The organism is Morganella morganii (assembly GCF_019242955.1).
Taxonomy (GTDB): domain Bacteria; phylum Pseudomonadota; class Gammaproteobacteria; order Enterobacterales; family Enterobacteriaceae; genus Morganella; species Morganella sibonii.
In genome coordinates, this window is record NZ_CP066129.1 from 1,418,833 (window position 1) to 1,436,632 (window position 17,800).

At 49.9% G+C, this 17,800-nt stretch carries 20 protein-coding genes; 12 read left to right on the top strand and 8 right to left on the bottom strand.

Translation table 11 applies throughout. The annotated features are described in order from the left end of the window. Window positions 1-23: 23 nt before the first annotated feature. Window positions 24-455, bottom strand: coding sequence for a FosA13 family fosfomycin resistance glutathione transferase (fosA13, locus tag JC793_RS06465; RefSeq protein ID WP_218427858.1), 432 nt, complete (start codon window positions 453-455; stop codon window positions 24-26). A 233-nt stretch (window positions 456-688) separates the two neighbouring features. Between fosA13 and JC793_RS06470 the strand changes: the two genes are divergently transcribed. The 6 genes from JC793_RS06470 (at window position 689) to JC793_RS06495 (ending at window position 7,477) form a co-directional block, all read left to right on the top strand. Continuing rightward, window positions 689-1,846, top strand: a complete 1,158-nt coding sequence (locus tag JC793_RS06470) for a double-cubane-cluster-containing anaerobic reductase (RefSeq protein WP_218427860.1) — start codon at window positions 689-691, stop codon at window positions 1,844-1,846. A gap of 9 nt (window positions 1,847-1,855) precedes the next feature. Continuing rightward, window positions 1,856-2,662, top strand: a complete 807-nt coding sequence (locus tag JC793_RS06475; protein WP_218427862.1) for an acyl-CoA dehydratase activase — start codon at window positions 1,856-1,858, stop codon at window positions 2,660-2,662. Continuing rightward, entirely contained in the window at window positions 2,655-2,897 is a 243-nt protein-coding gene (locus tag JC793_RS06480) for a putative Se/S carrier-like protein (RefSeq protein WP_218427864.1), read from the top strand. Before JC793_RS06475 ends, JC793_RS06480 begins: the two co-directional genes overlap by 8 nt. Window positions 2,898-3,016: 119 nt before the next feature. Next, window positions 3,017-6,571 (top strand): pyruvate:ferredoxin (flavodoxin) oxidoreductase, encoded by a 3,555-nt coding sequence (gene nifJ / locus JC793_RS06485; RefSeq protein WP_218428355.1) that lies wholly within the window; start codon window positions 3,017-3,019, stop codon window positions 6,569-6,571. A gap of 8 nt (window positions 6,572-6,579) precedes the next feature. After that, the gene (locus tag JC793_RS06490) at window positions 6,580-7,032 is read left to right on the top strand and encodes a GNAT family N-acetyltransferase (protein WP_218427865.1); all 453 of its coding nucleotides are present in this window, start codon (window positions 6,580-6,582) and stop codon (window positions 7,030-7,032) included. A gap of 154 nt (window positions 7,033-7,186) precedes the next feature. After that, complete coding sequence (locus JC793_RS06495) at window positions 7,187-7,477, top strand: DUF5339 domain-containing protein (RefSeq protein WP_046892599.1); 291 nt, start codon at window positions 7,187-7,189, stop codon at window positions 7,475-7,477. A gap of 49 nt (window positions 7,478-7,526) precedes the next feature. Here the strand turns inward: JC793_RS06495 and JC793_RS06500 are convergent, their stop codons facing one another. Beyond that, window positions 7,527-8,189, bottom strand: a complete 663-nt coding sequence (locus JC793_RS06500; RefSeq protein WP_054426224.1) for an HAD family hydrolase — start codon at window positions 8,187-8,189, stop codon at window positions 7,527-7,529. Window positions 8,190-8,350: 161 nt separating this feature from the next. Here JC793_RS06500 and JC793_RS06505 point away from each other — a divergent pair, with 161 nt between their 5' ends. The 3 genes from JC793_RS06505 to JC793_RS06515 are packed head-to-tail and all read left to right on the top strand — an operon-like array spanning window position 8,351 to window position 9,956. Further along, complete coding sequence (locus tag JC793_RS06505; protein ID WP_166707388.1) at window positions 8,351-8,842, top strand: 2-thiouracil desulfurase family protein; 492 nt, start codon at window positions 8,351-8,353, stop codon at window positions 8,840-8,842. Next, window positions 8,839-9,195, top strand: coding sequence for a VOC family protein (locus tag JC793_RS06510; RefSeq protein ID WP_208323144.1), 357 nt, complete (start codon window positions 8,839-8,841; stop codon window positions 9,193-9,195). Before JC793_RS06505 ends, JC793_RS06510 begins: the two co-directional genes overlap by 4 nt. A 23-nt stretch (window positions 9,196-9,218) precedes the next feature. Then, on the top strand, window positions 9,219-9,956 hold the full coding sequence (locus JC793_RS06515; protein WP_054426229.1) for a phosphatase: 738 nt from the start codon (window positions 9,219-9,221) through the stop codon (window positions 9,954-9,956). A 32-nt stretch (window positions 9,957-9,988) separates the two neighbouring features. Here JC793_RS06515 and JC793_RS06520 read toward each other — a convergent pair whose 3' ends face one another. The 6 genes from JC793_RS06520 to JC793_RS06545 all read right to left on the bottom strand — a co-directional run bounded on the left by JC793_RS06520 (window position 9,989) and on the right by JC793_RS06545 (window position 14,772). Continuing rightward, on the bottom strand, window positions 9,989-10,768 hold the full coding sequence (locus JC793_RS06520) for a creatininase family protein (RefSeq protein WP_218427867.1): 780 nt from the start codon (window positions 10,766-10,768) through the stop codon (window positions 9,989-9,991). After that, window positions 10,768-12,174, bottom strand: a complete 1,407-nt coding sequence (locus JC793_RS06525; protein WP_046892595.1) for a purine-cytosine permease family protein — start codon at window positions 12,172-12,174, stop codon at window positions 10,768-10,770. Before JC793_RS06525 ends, JC793_RS06520 begins: the two co-directional genes overlap by 1 nt. A gap of 278 nt (window positions 12,175-12,452) precedes the next feature. Continuing rightward, complete coding sequence (locus JC793_RS06530) at window positions 12,453-13,265, bottom strand: DUF2145 domain-containing protein (protein WP_218427869.1); 813 nt, start codon at window positions 13,263-13,265, stop codon at window positions 12,453-12,455. Between the two features lies 1 nt (window position 13,266). Continuing rightward, window positions 13,267-13,707 (bottom strand): STM0539 family protein, encoded by a 441-nt coding sequence (locus tag JC793_RS06535; RefSeq protein ID WP_052927254.1) that lies wholly within the window; start codon window positions 13,705-13,707, stop codon window positions 13,267-13,269. A 15-nt stretch (window positions 13,708-13,722) separates the two neighbouring features. After that, on the bottom strand, window positions 13,723-14,232 hold the full coding sequence (locus JC793_RS06540; protein WP_107678307.1) for a DUF2569 domain-containing protein: 510 nt from the start codon (window positions 14,230-14,232) through the stop codon (window positions 13,723-13,725). A 36-nt stretch (window positions 14,233-14,268) separates the two neighbouring features. After that, window positions 14,269-14,772: a GNAT family N-acetyltransferase gene (locus JC793_RS06545; protein WP_218427871.1), complete on the bottom strand. Its 504-nt coding sequence runs from the start codon at window positions 14,770-14,772 to the stop codon at window positions 14,269-14,271. Between the two features lie 357 nt (window positions 14,773-15,129). Here JC793_RS06545 and JC793_RS06550 point away from each other — a divergent pair, with 357 nt between their 5' ends. From JC793_RS06550 to JC793_RS06560, 3 genes are all read left to right on the top strand, one after another. Next, on the top strand, window positions 15,130-15,657 hold the full coding sequence (locus JC793_RS06550; RefSeq protein ID WP_247717333.1) for a histidine phosphatase family protein: 528 nt from the start codon (window positions 15,130-15,132) through the stop codon (window positions 15,655-15,657). 867 nt (window positions 15,658-16,524) lie between these two features. Next, window positions 16,525-17,049 carry a fimbrial protein gene (locus JC793_RS06555; RefSeq protein ID WP_218427874.1) on the top strand — a complete coding sequence of 175 codons (525 nt, stop codon included), beginning with the start codon at window positions 16,525-16,527 and terminating at the stop codon, window positions 17,047-17,049. 59 nt (window positions 17,050-17,108) lie between these two features. Beyond that, window positions 17,109-17,783, top strand: a complete 675-nt coding sequence (locus tag JC793_RS06560) for a fimbrial biogenesis chaperone (protein WP_218427876.1) — start codon at window positions 17,109-17,111, stop codon at window positions 17,781-17,783. Window positions 17,784-17,800: the final 17 nt, after the last annotated feature.

Here is a 17,800-nt window from a genome sequence, read left to right on the forward strand (position 1 = left end):
CGTAAGATAAGGTTTTCCCCATCTTACACATTTATCTGCCCGGATGGCGGAAATATCATCTCTTCATACGGAGCCTCGCGGCAGGCATTCAGCCGCTGCGTTATCCCGCCGGAATGCGCTTCCAGCTGGTGGCCGTCTGGGTCGAGAAAATAGACGGAATCCCCCTCACTGCGGTTATGTTTCCAGAGCGTTATCTGATGAGAGGCCAGAAGTGCGCGAAAGGCCGGGAACCGTTCAGGAGGAAGCGTAAAAGCGTAATGGGTATAACCCTGATGAACGGGGCGGTGAATGATTTCAGGGTCTGCGGATAAACAGATCCACAGCTCCCCGCAGGTCAGGTACGCTCCGTATTTCCAGCGGGCATGCAGAGTCATTTCCAGAATGCCGTGATAAAAATGCAGGCTGCGATCCAAATCGGCGACCGCGAGGGTCAGATGATTTATTCCGGTTAACATTATCGGGAAGCTCTCAGGGAAAAGTATCAGTCAGGTTTATGATTACCCTGAAGCTTACTGACTGACAACGCAGGGTGCCAGATAATTCCGTTGCCGGGCGTTGTGATTTAAGATCACGTTAATTTAGTTCCGTCAGGGATATTCACCCTGAATATGATTTACCTCAATTATCCTTATTATTAATAGGTCTACTCTGGCGCCACACTTTAATAATGATAATGGTAGGTCTACTTATGTCATTAGTCACAGAACTTCCGTCGATCTTTTCTGATTTCTCCGATGCCCGCCAACAGGGCTTTCTCACTGTTATGGAACTGAAAGAGCAGGGTATCCCACTGGTGGGAACCTATTGCACCTTTATGCCGCAGGAAATTGCCATGGCTGCCGGTGCCGCGGTTGTCTCTCTCTGTTCAACCAGTGATGAAACCATTGAAGAAGCGGAAAAAACCTTACCCCGCAACTTATGTCCCCTGATCAAAAGCAGCTACGGATTCGGTAAAACCGATAAATGCCCCTACTTCTATTTTTCTGACATCGTGGTCGGTGAAACCACCTGCGACGGCAAAAAGAAAATGTATGAATACATGGCGGAATTCAAACCTGTCCATGTGATGCAGTTACCGAATAACAGTGAAAGTGCGGAATCTGTCGCACTCTGGCGTTCGGAAATTATCCGTTTTCAGAAACGGCTGGAAGAACAGTTCGGTTGTGAAATCACGGAGCAGGGGATACGCGATGCTATCGATCTGCGTAACCGCGAACGCCGTGCATTGACGGAATTCTACCGCCTCGGGCAGCTCAATCCACCTGCAATGACCGGCCGTGAAATTCTGAGTGTGGTGTATGGCGCTACCTTCAAATTTGATAAACGCGCGCTGATTGGCGAACTGGAAACACTGACCGCCAAAGTACGGGCGGAATATGCCGCAGGTAAACGGCTTGACCCGCGTCCGCGTATTTTGATCACCGGCTGTCCGATTGGCGGTGCGGCGGAAAAAGTGGTGCGGATTATCGAAGAAAACGGCGGTTGGGTTGTCGGTTATGAAAACTGCACCGGTGCGAAAGCAACCGAGCAGTGTGTGGATGAAAATCCGCAGGCCGATGTTTATGACGCCCTGACCGAAAAATACCTCGCTATCGGTTGTTCCTGTATTTCACCGAACACACAGCGCCTGAATATGCTCAGTGAGATGGTGCAGGACTATCAGGTGGACGGGGTGATTGATGTGATCCTCCAGGCCTGTCACACCTATGCGGTGGAATCGCTGCTGATAAACCGGCACATCCGTGAAAAACACGATATTCCGTATATGGCTATTGAGACAGATTATTCCACGTCTGACACCGGTCAGCTTGCGACCCGCATTGCCGCCTTTATTGAGATGTTATAAGGAGGCGTCATGCTGAGTATTGGTATTGACTCCGGCTCGACTGCCACCAAAGGGGTTTTATTCAGTGATGAAGACGGCGGCGTGATCCTGCGCCGCTTTCTGATCCCGACACCGTTCCGGCCGCAATCGGCGATTCTGGAAGCTTGGGAAACCCTCTGCGGTGAATGTGACACCAAACCGTATCTGACTCTCACCGGCTATGGCCGCAAACTGGCGGATTTTGCTGACAAACAGGTCACAGAAATCTCCTGTCACGGTATCGGGGCGCGCTGGCTGCATCCGCAGACCCGCACAGTGATTGATATCGGCGGCCAGGACAGTAAGGTGATCCGGCTCGATGAGCAGGGACATCTCACGGATTTTCTGATGAATGACAAATGTGCCGCCGGAACTGGTCGTTTTCTGGATGTGATCAGCCGGACACTCGGTACCGACATCACTGCGGTGGATAACACCATCCGCGGGATTGAGCCGCATGCTATCTCCAGCATGTGTACCGTTTTTGCTGAATCTGAAGTGATCAGCCTGCGTTCCGCCGGGGTGGAGCCTGAGTCAATTCTGTCGGGAATTGTTAATTCCATGGCACAACGTACTGCCGGTTTTGCCAAGCGGCTGAGCACTGTACCGTCAGTACTGTTCAGCGGCGGAGTCAGCCGCAGTCAGGTATTCTGTGAGCGGCTGTCGCAGCATCTGGGAACTGAGGTGATCACGCATCCGGACGGACAGTTTGCCGGTGCTATCGGCGCGGCCATTTACGGTATCCGTCAGTTACAGAAACAGGCAGCGGTACCGGCAGGGATCTCCGTTTATGAATGACTATCTGATTTTATTTGAAAATATGCTCGGTGTGGTGGCGATGCGCAAACATCTCACGGCAGCCGGGCAGCCTTTTACGGTGACGGATATCCCGCCGTCACTCGGTAAAGCCTGTGGTCTGGGGATACGGCTCAGTGTCAGTGATGATCGCCTTCCGGCACTGCGGGGATGCCCGCAGGTCAGTGAAATATACCGCTGTGAGGCGGAAGACTATGTGCTGACAGTGACACAGTAAACGCGCCTTACACACGTATAACAAACCACAATCACGATAATCCGGCATTTTTTATTCTGCTATGTTGTAAAAAATAATAAAAAATGCAGGGTCTTATTGTGAGCAAAAAAATACATAGCATGATCACCACTGATGCGAATCAGGCGGTGGCCCGGATGGCGTATCAGCTGAATGAAGTGATCGCCATCTATCCTATTACCCCGAGCTCCGGCATGGCTGAATATGCCGATCACTGGTCCGCAACCGGGGAACCGAATTTGTGGGGCGACGTGCCGCGCATGATGGAAATGCAGTCGGAGGGCGGGGCCATCGCCACTGTCCACGGTGCACTTCAGACCGGTGCACTGTCCACCACGTTCACATCGTCCCAGGGATTGCTGCTGATGATCCCGTCGCTGTATAAAATCGCCGGACAGCTGATCCCGTTTGTCCTGCATGTGGCGGCGCGGACAGTCGCGACCCACGCGCTCTCTATTTTCGGTGATCACTCGGATGTGATGGCGGTGCGTCAGACCGGCTGTGCACTGCTGTGCGCCAACAGCGTCCAGCAGGCTCAGGACTTTGCTGTGATTTCACAGATAGCCACGCTGAACAGCCGCGTGCCGTTTATTCATTTCTTTGATGGTTTCCGTACTTCCCATGAGATGAACAAGATCATCTCGGTCAGCCGTGCCGAACTGAGTAAACTGATCCCTGCGGAGGCGATCCGCGCTCACCGTGACAGAGCACTGTCGCCGGAACATCCGGTGATACGCGGTACATCCGCAAATCCGGACACCTATTTCCAGTCCCGCGAAGCCACGAATCCGTGGTATGACGCGGTTTATCAGCATGTCACTGATGCCATGGCGGCGTTTGGTGATGTTACTGGCCGTTATTATCAGCCGTTTACGTATTACGGACATCCGCAGGCAGAGCGCTTGATTATCCTGATGGGATCGGCCGCTGGCCCGGCAGAGGAAGTGGCGGACAAACTGATGGCGCAGGGCGAAAAAGTCGGCGTGCTGGAAGTGCATCTCTACCGGCCGTTCTCCGCACAGCATTTCCTTGATGCTATTCCGGAAAGCGTGCAGCACATTGCTGTGCTTGACCGCACCAAAGAAGCGGGTGCGCAGGCGGAGCCGCTGTATCTGGACGTGATGACTGCCTTTGCCGAAGCGTATCAGAACGGTGAGCGGGCACAACTGCCGCGCATTATCGGCGGACGCTACGGGCTGTCATCCAAAGAATTCGATCCGGATTGCGTGATGGCTATTTTCCGTGAACTGACACTAACATCGCCGAAACGGCGCTTTACTGCCGGGATTATTGACGATGTTACCGGGCTTTCCCTGACACCGGTTCCGGCGGAACTGCCGGTCACACATCGTCTCACTGCACTGTTTTACGGGCTGGGCAGCGACGGTACCGTTTCGGCGGCCAAAAATGCTATTCAGATCCTCGGAAGTCATACGGATAACTATGCTCAGGGCTTTTTTGTTTATGACTCGAAAAAAGCGGGCGGCCTGACCGTTTCTCATCTGCGCATCAGTGAACAGCCGATCCGCGCCACGTATCTGATCAGGCAGGCGGATTTTATTGCCTGTCATCAGTGGCAGTTCCTCGATAAATATGAAATGGCGGAAAAACTGGCGCCGGGCGGGATTTTCCTGCTGAACAGTCCGTATCCGGCGGATGAGGTCTGGCACCATATTCCGCAGGATGTTCAGGCGATTCTGGCAGAGAAACAGGCTCAGTTGTATGTCATCAACGCGTACCGTATTGCCCGTGCATGCCGCCTCGGTGCGCGGATTAACACGGTGATGCAGATGGCCTTTTTCCATCTGACGGCACTGCTGCCGGCGGCTGAAATTCAGTCTTATTTACAGCAGGCGATTATCCGCAGCTACAGTAAAAAAGGGGAAAGTGTCGTTCAGGATAACCTGATGGCGATAGCCCGTACCCCGGAAGCCCTGCATCGCGTGCCGTTGCAGGCAGTCGATCCGCAAAGCCTGCCGCGTCCGCCGGTCGTGCCGGATAACGCGCCGGACTTTGTCAAAACTGTCACTGCCATGATGCTGGCCGGACGCGGCGATGCTCTGCCGGTATCGGCATTCCCGCCGGACGGTACCTGGCCTTCCGGCACCACCCGCTGGGAAAAACGCAATATCGCGGAGATGATCCCCGTCTGGAAACCGTCCCTCTGTACCCAGTGCAACTACTGTGTCGCGGCCTGTCCTCACGCGGCTATCCGTGCCAAAGTGGCTGATCCCGCCGATTTCAGCGGCGCGCCGGACACATTGCAGCGCCTGCCGGTCAAAGCCCGCGATATGAAAGGGATGGATTATGTCCTTCAGGTCGCCCCGGAGGATTGTACCGGCTGTAATCTCTGTTATGAGGTCTGTCCGGCGAAAGACCGGGAAGACCCGGCTGTCCGCGCGATAAATATGCAGCCGCGGCTGGCACATCTGGCAGAGGAAAAAGCCAACTTTGATTTCTTCCTGCAACTGCCGGACCTCCCGGCATCGCAGCTTGAGCGCATTGATATCCGGACATCACAACTTATCACACCACTGTTTGAATTCTCCGGCGCCTGTGCGGGCTGCGGGGAAACACCGTATATCAAACTGCTGACCCAGCTGTACGGTGAGCAGTTACTGATCGCCAATGCCACCGGGTGTTCTTCTATATACGGCGGTAACCTGCCGACCACGCCGTACACCACCACCAAAGAGGGACGCGGCCCGGCCTGGGCGAACTCGCTGTTCGAGGATAATGCTGAATTCGGTCTGGGATTCCGCCTGATGGCAGATCAGCATAAAAAACGGGTACGGCGGCTGCTGATGACGTTTGCCACTCAGCTGCCGGATGAATTACAGCAGCGGCTGGCGGATGAGGCGCTGTCCGCGGATGAGAAACGTGCGGCCATCACTGAATTGCGGGCGTTACTGGCGGATAATCCTGACCCGCGTGCACGTGAGTTGTCAGAGGACGCACATTATCTGCTGCCGAAATCCGTCTGGCTGATTGGCGGTGACGGCTGGGCTTATGATATCGGCTTCGGCGGGCTGGATCATGTACTGAGCAGCGGTGAGAATGTGAATGTACTGGTACTCGATACCCAATGCTACTCCAACACCGGCGGCCAGCAGTCAAAAGCCACGCCGATGGGGGCGGTCACCAAATTCGGTGAGGAGGGTAAAGGCAAATCCCGCAAGGATCTGGGCGTATCCATGATGATGTACGGCAACGTGTATGTGGCACAAATTGCGATTGGTGCACAGATGAATCAGACGGTAAAAGCGATTCAGGAGGCAGAATCCTATCCCGGTCCGTCCCTGATTATTGCCTACAGCCCGTGTGAGGAGCATGGTTATGACCTTGCATTCAGCTATGATCAGATGAAAGCCCTGACCGCCAGCGGATTCTGGCCGCTGTACCGGTTTGACCCGCGCAGGGAAGGAACCGGCAAAGCACCGCTGGTACTGGATTCCCGTCCGCCGTCACAATCACTGGCAGAAGTGATGAATCAGGAGCAGCGGTTTAACCGGCTGAACAGCAGTGACCCTGCGAGAGCTGCCATTCTGGCAGAAAAAGCAGAACAGCGGACGGTAAAACAGTATGCGCTGCTGGAACTGCTGGCTTCACAAAAGCAGGAGCAGGAAAAAACAGATACCGCAGCGGAGAACAGCTGAAAATCATCATGACACATAACAGAACTGCCGGGGCTGTTGTCCCGGCAACAGAACAGGATCTTGCGCAGCTGATCGCCCTTGACACTATTGCAGCACGGGAGTCGCAGCGTCGTGAGGCAATCGGCGGCTGGATTGAACAGAACGTTTGTTTTGTGACACGGCATGAAGGGAAAATTGCCGGTTATGGCGTGCTGCATTATCACTTTTTCGGCTGCGGATTTATTGAGTTACTGATGGTCGATCCCGCACTGCGCGGGCTGGGGATCGGCAGCTCATTACTGGCGGCATTGCAGCAGCAGTGCCGGACAGAAAAACTGTTTACCTCGGTGAATGCCTCGAATACCGGTATGCAGGCGCTGTTGTTGCGTCAGGGGTTTGTGCTCAGCGGTCAGGTGGATAACCTCGATGACGATGATCCGGAATTATTTTATTTCCTCAGGCTGAACAGAGAAAATGACTAATCATCAATGATATTAATTATTATTGATGTGTAAACTATTTCACCGTATATATTATCCTCTTTATGGTAATGCTAATTAAGAGAAAACTGATAGTCCGCAAAATTGTTAATGATTACATTACAGGCTCAATAACAATGGATTAAAGGGATTTTTAATGAAAAAGTTAATTATGGCTGCCGGGTTATTATCACTTTCTTCAGTTGCATTTTCTGCTCAGTTATCTTCCGCCTGTGAAGATTACTTTAAACAGGTTGATGAGTATGTTGACCTGTTATCCAAAAATGATGCAATGAAAGGTCAGATTGATACCATGAAACAGCAGTATGCTGATTCTAAAAAACAGTTTATGCAATTACCTGCGGATGCTCAGGATACAGCCTGTAAGCAGGGTCTTGATGCGTTAGCGCAGGCTAAGACAATGATGGAACAGCAAATGGCAAAATAACAGCCGCTGTTATTTTTGACGGGCTGTATGATACAGCCCGTTTTTGCTTTCAGCGGGATGAAAACTGTTTGCGGCGTTTTTCATATTTCGCCGGATTGCGGTGAAAATGACGCCAGTGAGGCTCTCCGGCGGCATACAGCAATTCATAATCCCCGCGTGAATCCCCCCAGGCCCGCATATGGTAGGCAGATAAATCACCGTAAACCTGTTGCAGCCGGGCAATTTTCTGTCCGCAACGGCAGTTATTGCCGTTGATTTTCCCGGTCAGAATGCCGTCTTTCTCTTCCAGCTGAGTACCGATAAGTTTGATCCCCAACCGTTCAGTAAACGGCCGCAGCACCAGCTCAGGTGATGCGGAACAAAGAGTGACTTCCGCACCCGATGCAATCTCTGCCGCCACCGCCTGCAAACCTTCCGGACGCATCATCTTATGCCAGTAACGCTCACAAAATTCCTGTGCTTTCTTTTCCACCCAGCGGGCATCAGTACCGGTCAGAAAGGTGGTGATCAGCACTTCTTTCAGTTCATCGCGGGTCAGTTTGCGTGAAAAGCAACGCAGCGTCGGCAGCACCAGACGCAGCATCCGCAGGGAAAACACACGTTTCCCGAACGCAAAACGCAGGAAAGGAACAAAGCTGTCCCGGCGGGTCAGTGTGCCGTCAAAATCAAAAACGGATAAGACCGGTTTTTCTGACGGGGATGGTGCGTGCATAACGGGGTATACTCCGGTTAAATAGGTGATCGTGCAGAGTTTAGCATTTTTTCAGGCAAAAGGAGATATCTGCCCGGCTTGTTCCGTTTTCATAAATTATTTACTATCAGGTGATTGATTATCACTATCTGAATTATACCGGTAACCTCTGAGAGAGCACGATGATTGCAATCAGTGCCTGCCTGGCAGGTGAAGCCGTCCGTTACGACGGCAGCCATAAATTATATGCCCCGCTGAAAGCCCTGCAGAACAGCGGCATGGCCGTTCCGGTATGCCCGGAAATCCTCGGCGGCCTGCCGGTACCCCGCGCTCCGGCGGAAATCACCGGCGGTGAGGGTTGTGATGTCTGGGCGGGGACCGCCCGGGTTACCGGCAGCGACGGCGAAGATGTCACTGATGCCTTTAAGCAGGGGGCACTGCGGGCGCTTGAGTATCTGAAACAGCGGAATATCACGCATGTGATTCTGAAAGCTGACAGTCCGTCCTGCGGCAGCGGCCGGATCTACAGTGGTGCATTTGACGGCTCACTGAAATCCGGTAACGGTGTGGCAACCGCACTGTTTGAGGCAAACGGGATCACCGTCTGGCATGAAGACCACCCGGCGCTGTCCGGACTGATCGGACAACTGCTGCAGAACGGTAATAACGGATGATAACCCTGACGCCCGCCAGCGTGTTAATTCACGTTCCGGATGTGGCCGCAGGGCTGGCCTGGTATCAGCTGGCTTTTCCTCAGGCAGAGGTTCGCTACCTGCCGGAATTTGATTTCACCCTGTTATGCCTGCCCGGTTTTAACCTCGAAATTGTACAGGCAGATGACAAAGTCAGTAACGGGAAGAGGGGCTCGGTACTGTACTGGCAGACAGACTCCCTCACACAGGCGCTGTCGCATTTTGAATCCCTTGGTGCCCGCTTATACCGGGGGCCGATAAGCATTGAGAGCGGATTACGGATGTGTCAGGTTGAAGATCCGTTTCAGAATCTGATAGGGTTAAGAGGCGTTTAGCCGCAGAAAAGGAGAGCAGAGTGATATATCCGGTTGATTTACATGCCCATACAGTTGCCAGTACTCATGCTTACAGTACCGTGCGTGAATATTTTACGGAAGCCGCGGAAAAAGGCATAACCCTGTTTGCGATCACCGATCACGGCCCTGACATGGCTGACGGGCCGCATCCGTGGCATTTTTCCAATATGCCGGTTCTGCCGCGTATGATTAACGGTGCCGGGCTGCTGTACGGTATTGAGGCTAATATTAAAAATCAGGCCGGAGAAACTGACTGCACAGATAAAATGGCGCAGCAGCTGGATATTATTCTCGCCGGTTTTCACGAACCGGTCTTGCCGCCGCAGGGACAGGCGGCCAATACCGAAGCCATGATTGCCACTATCCGCAGCGGAAAAGTGCAGATTATCACCCACCCGGGAAACCCGAAATACCCGCTGGATATTCAGGCAGTGGTGCAGGCAGCGAAAGAGTGTAATGTGGCACTGGAGATGAATAACTCCTCATTTCTGCACTCACGGGCGGGCAGTGAGAAAAATTGCCGCGCGATTGCCGAAGCGGTGCGTGACCACGGCGGCCGGATTTCTCTGGGATCGGATTCCCACTACGCCGGATATCTGGGTAACTTTGAGCGGGTGGTGACTATGCTGCGGGAAATTGAGTTTCCGGAAGCGCGTATCCTGAATGTCACACCGCGCCGGGTGCTGGATTTCCTGGAATCACACGGACGCCCGCCGATCCCTGAATTTGCCGGACTCTGAAAAACGCCCCGCATTGCGGGGCTTTTTACTGTTTACTTAGCGCGTAAATCGTAATTCCAGTTGGTTTTTTCCAGCGCTTCAATGCTTTCCACGACCAGGTCGGTCAGTGCATTCAGCATTTTTTCACCTTTCTCAATACTGGCGTAAGTCGGGTCGCCGGTGGCACCGGTGACAGAAACCTCTGTAATATCCCACATAATCTGCACGTTATCACCGTGGCGGATACTGTCTTCCGGCATCTGGCGCACGGCTTTGCTCAGATCACACAGATCAGGACACACGGCGGCGGTAATCGAGGATTCGCCCTCACCACCGTGTCCCAGGCCGTTCCATTCACGGAAGAAATTCTCCCCGAGACGGCTGCCGAGCACTGACCACCAGGCCGGCAGGAATGCAAAGACCACATCTTTATGACGCGCTTTGACATTCCGCTGCGCGATATCCAGTGACGGAATGTTTCCGTCATGACCATTGAAGACAAAAATATGTTTGATGCCGTACTGAATCAGACTTTCAAACATATCTTCCGCAATGGCAATCACCGTTTCAAAGCGGATATTAATCGCCATCGGCGTGCCGTTATAGTGTGCAGAGGTGCCGAACGGCACACCCGGCACCACAATAGTGCGGGACAGCCGCTGTGCCGCCCGGCGGGCAACGGCTTCCGGCACAAACAGATCCGGCCCGAGCGGCAGGTGTGGTCCGTGGCTCTCGCAGCTGCCGAAAATCGTAATGGCGCTGTCAATCCCGCCCTTATCAAACAGATTTTTCAGCTCTTCGGTGGTGAATTCATTCAGATAGACTTTTTTCATTATGATCTCCCTGTTGCCGGTGAGGTGGCTTTTGCCGCCAGCAGCGGATGCAATATCAGATAAATAATAACGGTAAGAACTAATGCCAGCAGACCGGTCGGCCAGTCAGACAGAATATTATTCAGTGCCATGATCAGACCGGACGCCATCCCGGCCAGCGCACTGATCACCCCGGCATAGTTGTATTTCGGCTGATGGTTGATCTGCGTGATATCGTAGCGGCATCTGCGGGTGATGTAGTAATCCGCCAGTAACGGCCCGGCCAGCGGTGGCGCCATAATGCCGAGATAGTTAATAAAATCAGCAAAGAAGATCTGATAGAAACCGATAGCGCCGAGAATAGTACCGATAATCCCGGTAGTCAGAATAAGGACGTTTTTGTTGACTTTTATACCCGCGGAATCCAGCACCGGTCCGGTATAGAGTGAGTTACAGTAGAGTTCCGCATCATTGGTGGTCCACAGTGACAGAGTCCAGGTGATCACGCCGAGCAGAGCCAGCAGGAAACTTTTCTCAATCATCCAGGTAATATAGTTCGGCATTCCGACCGTCATGGTGCCGATATAACCGACCACGTTGAGCAGCGGATTGGTAAAGATAAAACAGGCGGCCGATCCCCAGAATACCGCAGAGATACTTTTATTAAAGCGGAACAGATCCACGCCCATCACCGCCCCGGCAATCCAGCTGCCGACGACCATGGTGATGGCCGTGGACAACATCAGCCCTTCATTACGGTTAGAGTTTTCGATAAAAACAGATAACCCGCCGCCTTCCTGCAACATGGCATAACCGGTGATCACGGCGATGATCATAATAATCGGGGAAACCGGAATGGCGATAATTTCCAGTCCTTTCATGCCGTGCAATGAGGTGTAAGTAAACAGCAGACCGGCGACGACACAGGAAAGGAATACTTCCAGGGTGATCGGCACACCGTTATAGCCGTGTTCTGCCGGGTTAAACACGATGATCCCGCTGGGATTTCCCAGGAACGTTCCCCAGATATCTCCGACCATACCGGTGATCGCGGCAAACCAGCCGAGCGTCAGCAGTCCCATCGCTATCATCGGCAGGTTCGCACCGAATCGGCCATAAGAAAACCGGCTGATCAGCGCCAGGCTCAGCCCCGTGCGCTGCGCCATAATGCCGAGCAGCGAGGTGAGAATAAACAGCAATCCCATACCAATGGCGATAGCCAGCAGTGCCATCGGGAATGACATTCCCGGCCCGCCGTTGGCACCGGCCAGTGCGCCGCCGATAAATAATCCTGTTGCCACATAACCGAAGCCTATCCAGACAAGTACCTGTTTCCAGGTCTCGCGGCGGTGTGTCATCGGTATGGGCGTAAACATAAAATCATGGTCATGCGCCGGTGGCGCGGATGACGTTTCGTGTTTGCTCATGGTATTTCCCCTGTCTTGCGTGGTGTTGGCAGTTGCCGCTGAATGTATTATTAAAATAAAAGGCCATGCTCTTGTTATGATTTATTATTAGCCTGATAAAGTAATTATTGGCAACTAAATTAATGAAAATAAAAGGAAAAGAAATTTTAATATAACGGACAGGTTGACGGCAAAAACGGGGAAGAAAATCATATAAACGGGAGGGTGAACAAAAAAACGACGAAAAATGCTGTCACCGGAAGTGATGACAGCAGGATATAAAATAAGCGGTGTGGTAATTATTCCGGCAGCGGCACCATACAAACGGCACTGCCGAAGCTGCCGTGACTGCACTCGACACGGAATTTTCCGTAACGGCTGAGAAACCCGAGCAGGCTGTCGCCGGAGTTAAACGTGACAATCCCGGTCACCGGCTGCCCGTCAGTGGACATGTGCGGCATCAGACTGTCCGCCAGTGCCCGTTTGACCAGGCCGGCTTCGGCGGAAGAGCCGATATAGAATTCTGATTTCAGCCAGTTTACCCCGGCAGAAAACGAATTCACGCCCGGAGAGCGGGCGGCGGCAAACACCATCAGCACCCAGCCGTTGGAGTTCTGGCTGTCGGTTGCAAACGGATGTGCCACCATATTGTAATCCGGATTATGCAGGGCTTTGCGCAGTTCCGGATCACGCAGAACTTTCAGCAGCTGCGATTGCAATGCAGGCGGAAAATGCAGGGTGGCGATGGTATTTCCGGCGAGATCATCATCAATAAACTGATAAAGCCCCTGGATCCACAGTTCAGACTGTGCGGTACCACAGGTGTTGAGATTATGATACACCCGCCAGGTACCATTTCTTTCCCGTACGGCATAACCGGCATGGGAAAAACTCAGCCCGTAGTCACTCAGCGCCTGACCCTGACGAACCAGCAGGACGACCCGGTCGCCCTGTTTCTCCAGCCAGTCATTCAGCACTTTAGCTTGTGCGGTACGTTGTGCGGCTTCCTGCGGCGAGGGCGGGGATTTATCCGCACAGTTCTGACTGCCGCTGTATGCAAGGCCGGACGCAGTAAGCAGGGCAGCTGCAAAAACGGTTTTCAGCAGTCGCATATTAAGGCATCTTCTCCTGATGGGTTAATTCACGATCGTCCTGTGTCACCATATGGGAAATAATCTTCCCGTCCTTTTTCAGATAAGCCCCCGGGCCTTTTTCCGCCGGTTCCAGAGTCAGCTTATCACCCGGATTCACCGGGTTTTTCTCCAGTTTTTCGGTGGCGACCAGCAGGGCGACATCTTCATTTTTATCAGTTTTACCGGTGATTGTGGTGACTTTTTCTTTCTTATTATTTTCCACAGACTCCGCACTCAGCTGAGCCGGTAAAATGATCGGTGATAAAATTGCACCGCTTATCATCACCGAACTGTAGACACTGCCCGCACTACTGAGCACCGCAGTCGATAAATAAGGATTATCCGGCAATTTGCCTGCATTGGCAGGCAGTGTAACCAGCGTGGCGGCACATAATATGGCCGGAAAAATAAACTTATTCATGCTGTTTCCTTTAATTTAATGAATAAAGGTTCTTTTGACCCGCTCAGATACCAGGAAATACGAGATCCAGATGATAGCGTAAATGACCAATCTTATCAGCGGATAATAGAGAGTGAAGTCCACATTAACATCCAGCAGATTAACCAGCACTATTTCCTGAATGGCTTCCGAGGCGATAGCAAAAAGAATAAAGGCAATAAACAGCTTCGGCAGATAACGGGAGAGCCTGAAGAAATAATACAGCGTTGTCAGTATCAGCAGCATGGTCAGTATGGTAAAAGCAATATTAATATACATGACCTGCAATACGCGGTCAGGAATAAACCCCGCATTTTGCTGATATAAATCATACCACTCACTCAGCGAGTAACCACCTGCACCCAGTGATAAAAATAGGGTGATTAACGGCAGCCACAGCCAGCCGCCGATCCGCGACATCCGTTTTTCCGCGCACTCATCACAATATTCCGCGTACTGCGGTATCTCTTTTTCCCCGCACTGAATACAAACCCATTTTTGTTCCATAACGTATTTCCGTTTTAATCTTTCCGGGTTACCCGGTTATTTGGGCTGATTGTTTATCCTGCTCATCAGAACCGCATCCACATAACGTCCGTCGCGGAATGCATAATCACGGGCAATGCCTTCGCGCTGAAAACCGAATTTTTCATACAAAGACAGACCGTCAGGATTATTGGCAAATACCTCTAATTCAATACGGCGGATACCCAGCCAGTTATCGCAGTAATCAATCATCGCCTGCATTAATGCACTGCCGACCCCCTGGCGCCGGTAGCTTTTATCTACCGTAATACCAAAATTCACCACATGGCGGCGGCGGGGATTACTGTTCTGATTAATGACCAGCAGCCCGGCTACGGCACCGTCAATAATCGCCACCAAACGGGTCGCGGACTGATCACTCTGACTCATTCGTTGTTCCCAGAATTTCCGTGAGGTATACGGCATCTGTAAGGTATTGGCATACGCTGTAAAATCCTGATGCATATCAAACAGTACTGCGGCATCCGACGGCTCGGCTAAACGGATGGTGATTTGACGCATAAATAATATCCCTTGTGTAATACGATTATATTTCCTTATTAATGGCACCGATACAGTGTATCCGTCAACGTGACAAAAAGCCTGAGCGGGAAAGCGAAAATGAAGTCACCGTGTTTTTCCCTGTTATTTTCTTTTTCACGGATCAAACTGACTGAGAATGAAAGACGGCGGTAAAACAGGCGGGGTAACATACTGACATAAGACGGAAAGTACGGTTTCTCTGAAAAGTAAAAATTTACGCAAAAAAGTAGGCTAACCGCCGGCGGGCGATTACACTTAATCTTTCCGGAAACAAAAGGGATTGTCATGGACAACCGGTTTCTTAAATCCGTGTTCCGTAAATCAGGTATCAGCCGGATGACTCATTCAGTACAGACACTGGTTTTTCTGCGTCACGGCGAAAAACCGGATAATGACAGCGGCCAGTTAACCGGCAAAGGATTAAACCGCGCGCTGGCTCTGGCGGATCTTCTTATTTCCCGTTACGGCAGGGCGGATGCGCTGTACGCCGCGGCACCAAAACAAAGTAAGCTTGGTCATTCCCTGCGTTCTCTTCAGACCATCACGCCGGTGGCTATCCGCTTATCTCTGCCGGTTCACCTGGAATTTCACGCCAAAGAAACCAAAGCACTGCGCGATGCATTGCTGGATAAAACACATCACCGGCATACGGTGTTTGTGGTCTGGGAACATGACAATCTGGTGAAGGTGGTAAGGGATATTCTGAAAGAAACCGGCGGAGATTATTCCGGTATGCCGGCCTGGCCGCGTGATGATTTTGACAGCCTGTGGGTACTGAATATTGTCAGAGGGGAAAAGGAAATCAGTGTTGCGTTTTCTCAGGAGAAACAAGGGTTGAACAATCTGAAAGATTATTATTCCTGAGTCTTGCGGTTCACTTTCCTGCCTTCCCGTAAATATTAATGAAGGTTGTTTTTTTCTGTCAGATAAGAGGGCTAAAAGAACCGGTCCGGAGATGGAGATATTACGATGAAAAATTACGTATTTATTATGAACTGACGACTTAATGATGATTTTTCTTTGGGTGAGATAAATCTTAATAATGGATGTGGTTTTTCTGTATTTTACAATGTGTTCACGAAACTGTCTGATACAGAGAATATCCCGGCGATTATTATCCGGACAAGATGAAATTAAATGTAATGAATTAAGCCCATTCCTATTTTATGGCTATTAATGTTCATTTCAATTTTTTATGTGATTTTTAATTATTATCACGTTCGATTTACGGGTTGTTTATCGTCATAAATCTAATGGTGTAATGCATTTTGCTTTATTAATCACGGCATTATCGCGTTTATTTCTGCCTGGTAAGTGTGTTTGATTGTATCTTATTTAATAAAAACTCATGTATTAATAATAAACAGCATTCTGTCTTGTTATATGTGTCCCACATTAAATTAATTTAACATTGGTTAAATGGCAAAGTATGAATACTGATTTGATATTACCGCTGAAATTATTCTGGACTGAAACGGAAAATAGATGATAGTGTTCATTTTTCTCAGGTGGTCAGTGCTTTTATAATAGGGTTGTATCCGGAGTGAAAGAATCAACAACGTAAAATAAAATTTGAATAAATATAAAAAATGGTTATTTGATGTTATCAGGTAATATATGCCTGATGTTAATATTCCTATGCGCATAGCTAATGATTAGTTTGCGGCGGTTAGCCGGAATTAAAAATGGAGTTGTAAATTACTACTGTTAATTTCTATAAAAGGAAGTATTATGAAACTGAAACATGCTGTTTTACCAACTGCGCTTGCTTTATTATTCAGTGCTGCATCATTCGCTGACAATACAGGTACCATTTTCTTTAAAGGAAAGATTAATGCATCGACCTGTAAAGTGAATAATGGTGCCAGAAATATTTATGTTAATATGGGTACTCACGATGCAAGTGAATTTGCGAATGCCGGCGACTCAAGTATAGGGCCGGAATTCGAACTGAAACTGACAGAATGTACCGGTAAGAATGCAAACGTATCATTACTGGCTCAGAATCTTGTTGCCGGTGCTGAAGACCAGATTGGCTTAAAAGTAACACCAACTTCTGCCACTGGCCTGGTTATTGTTTTAAATGACAAGTCATCAAATCAGGTTCGTAAGGTAGATGGTACGGAAATCTCAACACAACGGATTACCGGTGGTGAAACAACATTTAAATATGTACCACGTCTGCTCAGAACTGCAGATCCGTTACAACCTGGTACAATTAATGCGGCAGTAGATTATACCATTACGTATAACTAATAAATATATGTATAACAGGGCAGGTTCGTCTGCCCTGTTAATTATTGTCAGGTGGGGTCATGATTAAATTTATTAAGATAATTATATTTATATTTTCATGTATTTTTATAAGTCATAGTGTTGCCGAGACATACCTGGGAGCAACCCGGGTTGTTATCAGTGACGATAAAAATGAAGGTAGTACAAGTATACATAATAAGGATAAGTTAAATTATCTTATCCAAAGCTGGGTACTGGATGAAAATGATCAGGAAACCAATGATGTTGTAATAACCCCCCCGTTATTCAAGCTTGAGGGTAATACATCGAGCAGCATCCGGGTGGTGATGGTCGGCGAACCACCTGCGGATCGCGAATCTCTGTATTGGCTGAATGTGAAATTTATTCCGTCAACGGATAAAAATCTGAAAATAAACAAGCTTACTTTTGCGGTTAACAACAGAATTAAAATAATTTACAGACCAAAATCGTTATCTTTTACAGATCCTGTGGATATTTTTAAAAAAGTAAGCATCCGGTATGTTGACGGAAAAATAGAGTTTAAAAACCCGACAAAATATTTCATTAATATTAGTGAGGTTAAGGTGAATGATGATGTTTTGAAATCACCAAGCTATATAAAACCTGAATCATCGGAATTTATTTTGTTAAAGAATAATAAAAAACCATCAACGGTAAACTATGCATTTATTGATGATTTAGGGAAGCTGAATCTATTTAAGGCTGATTTGTGATTTTTAAATAAAATTTT

What these genes read in the sequence shown, in the direction of transcription:
- JC793_RS06525 (WP_046892595.1), bottom strand. Translation starts at nt 12,174, where the DNA reads ATGAGCAAACACGAAACGTCATCCGCGCCACCGGCGCATGACCATGAT.
- JC793_RS06555 (WP_218427874.1), top strand. Translation starts at nt 16,525, where the DNA reads ATGAAACTGAAACATGCTGTTTTACCAACTGCGCTTGCTTTATTATTC.
- nifJ (WP_218428355.1), top strand. Translation starts at nt 3,017, where the DNA reads ATGATCACCACTGATGCGAATCAGGCGGTGGCCCGGATGGCGTATCAG.
- JC793_RS06500 (WP_054426224.1), bottom strand. Translation starts at nt 8,189, where the DNA reads ATGCACGCACCATCCCCGTCAGAAAAACCGGTCTTATCCGTTTTTGAT.
- JC793_RS06550 (WP_247717333.1), top strand. Translation starts at nt 15,130, where the DNA reads ATGACTCATTCAGTACAGACACTGGTTTTTCTGCGTCACGGCGAAAAA.
- JC793_RS06535 (WP_052927254.1), bottom strand. Translation starts at nt 13,707, where the DNA reads ATGAATAAGTTTATTTTTCCGGCCATATTATGTGCCGCCACGCTGGTT.
- JC793_RS06530 (WP_218427869.1), bottom strand. Translation starts at nt 13,265, where the DNA reads ATGCGACTGCTGAAAACCGTTTTTGCAGCTGCCCTGCTTACTGCGTCC.
- JC793_RS06480 (WP_218427864.1), top strand. Translation starts at nt 2,655, where the DNA reads ATGAATGACTATCTGATTTTATTTGAAAATATGCTCGGTGTGGTGGCG.
- JC793_RS06470 (WP_218427860.1), top strand. Translation starts at nt 689, where the DNA reads ATGTCATTAGTCACAGAACTTCCGTCGATCTTTTCTGATTTCTCCGAT.
- fosA13 (WP_218427858.1), bottom strand. Translation starts at nt 455, where the DNA reads ATGTTAACCGGAATAAATCATCTGACCCTCGCGGTCGCCGATTTGGAT.
- JC793_RS06545 (WP_218427871.1), bottom strand. Translation starts at nt 14,772, where the DNA reads ATGCGTCAAATCACCATCCGTTTAGCCGAGCCGTCGGATGCCGCAGTA.
- JC793_RS06490 (WP_218427865.1), top strand. Translation starts at nt 6,580, where the DNA reads ATGACACATAACAGAACTGCCGGGGCTGTTGTCCCGGCAACAGAACAG.
- JC793_RS06505 (WP_166707388.1), top strand. Translation starts at nt 8,351, where the DNA reads ATGATTGCAATCAGTGCCTGCCTGGCAGGTGAAGCCGTCCGTTACGAC.
- JC793_RS06560 (WP_218427876.1), top strand. Translation starts at nt 17,109, where the DNA reads ATGATTAAATTTATTAAGATAATTATATTTATATTTTCATGTATTTTT.
- JC793_RS06475 (WP_218427862.1), top strand. Translation starts at nt 1,856, where the DNA reads ATGCTGAGTATTGGTATTGACTCCGGCTCGACTGCCACCAAAGGGGTT.
- JC793_RS06540 (WP_107678307.1), bottom strand. Translation starts at nt 14,232, where the DNA reads ATGGAACAAAAATGGGTTTGTATTCAGTGCGGGGAAAAAGAGATACCG.
- JC793_RS06520 (WP_218427867.1), bottom strand. Translation starts at nt 10,768, where the DNA reads ATGAAAAAAGTCTATCTGAATGAATTCACCACCGAAGAGCTGAAAAAT.
- JC793_RS06510 (WP_208323144.1), top strand. Translation starts at nt 8,839, where the DNA reads ATGATAACCCTGACGCCCGCCAGCGTGTTAATTCACGTTCCGGATGTG.
- JC793_RS06495 (WP_046892599.1), top strand. Translation starts at nt 7,187, where the DNA reads ATGAAAAAGTTAATTATGGCTGCCGGGTTATTATCACTTTCTTCAGTT.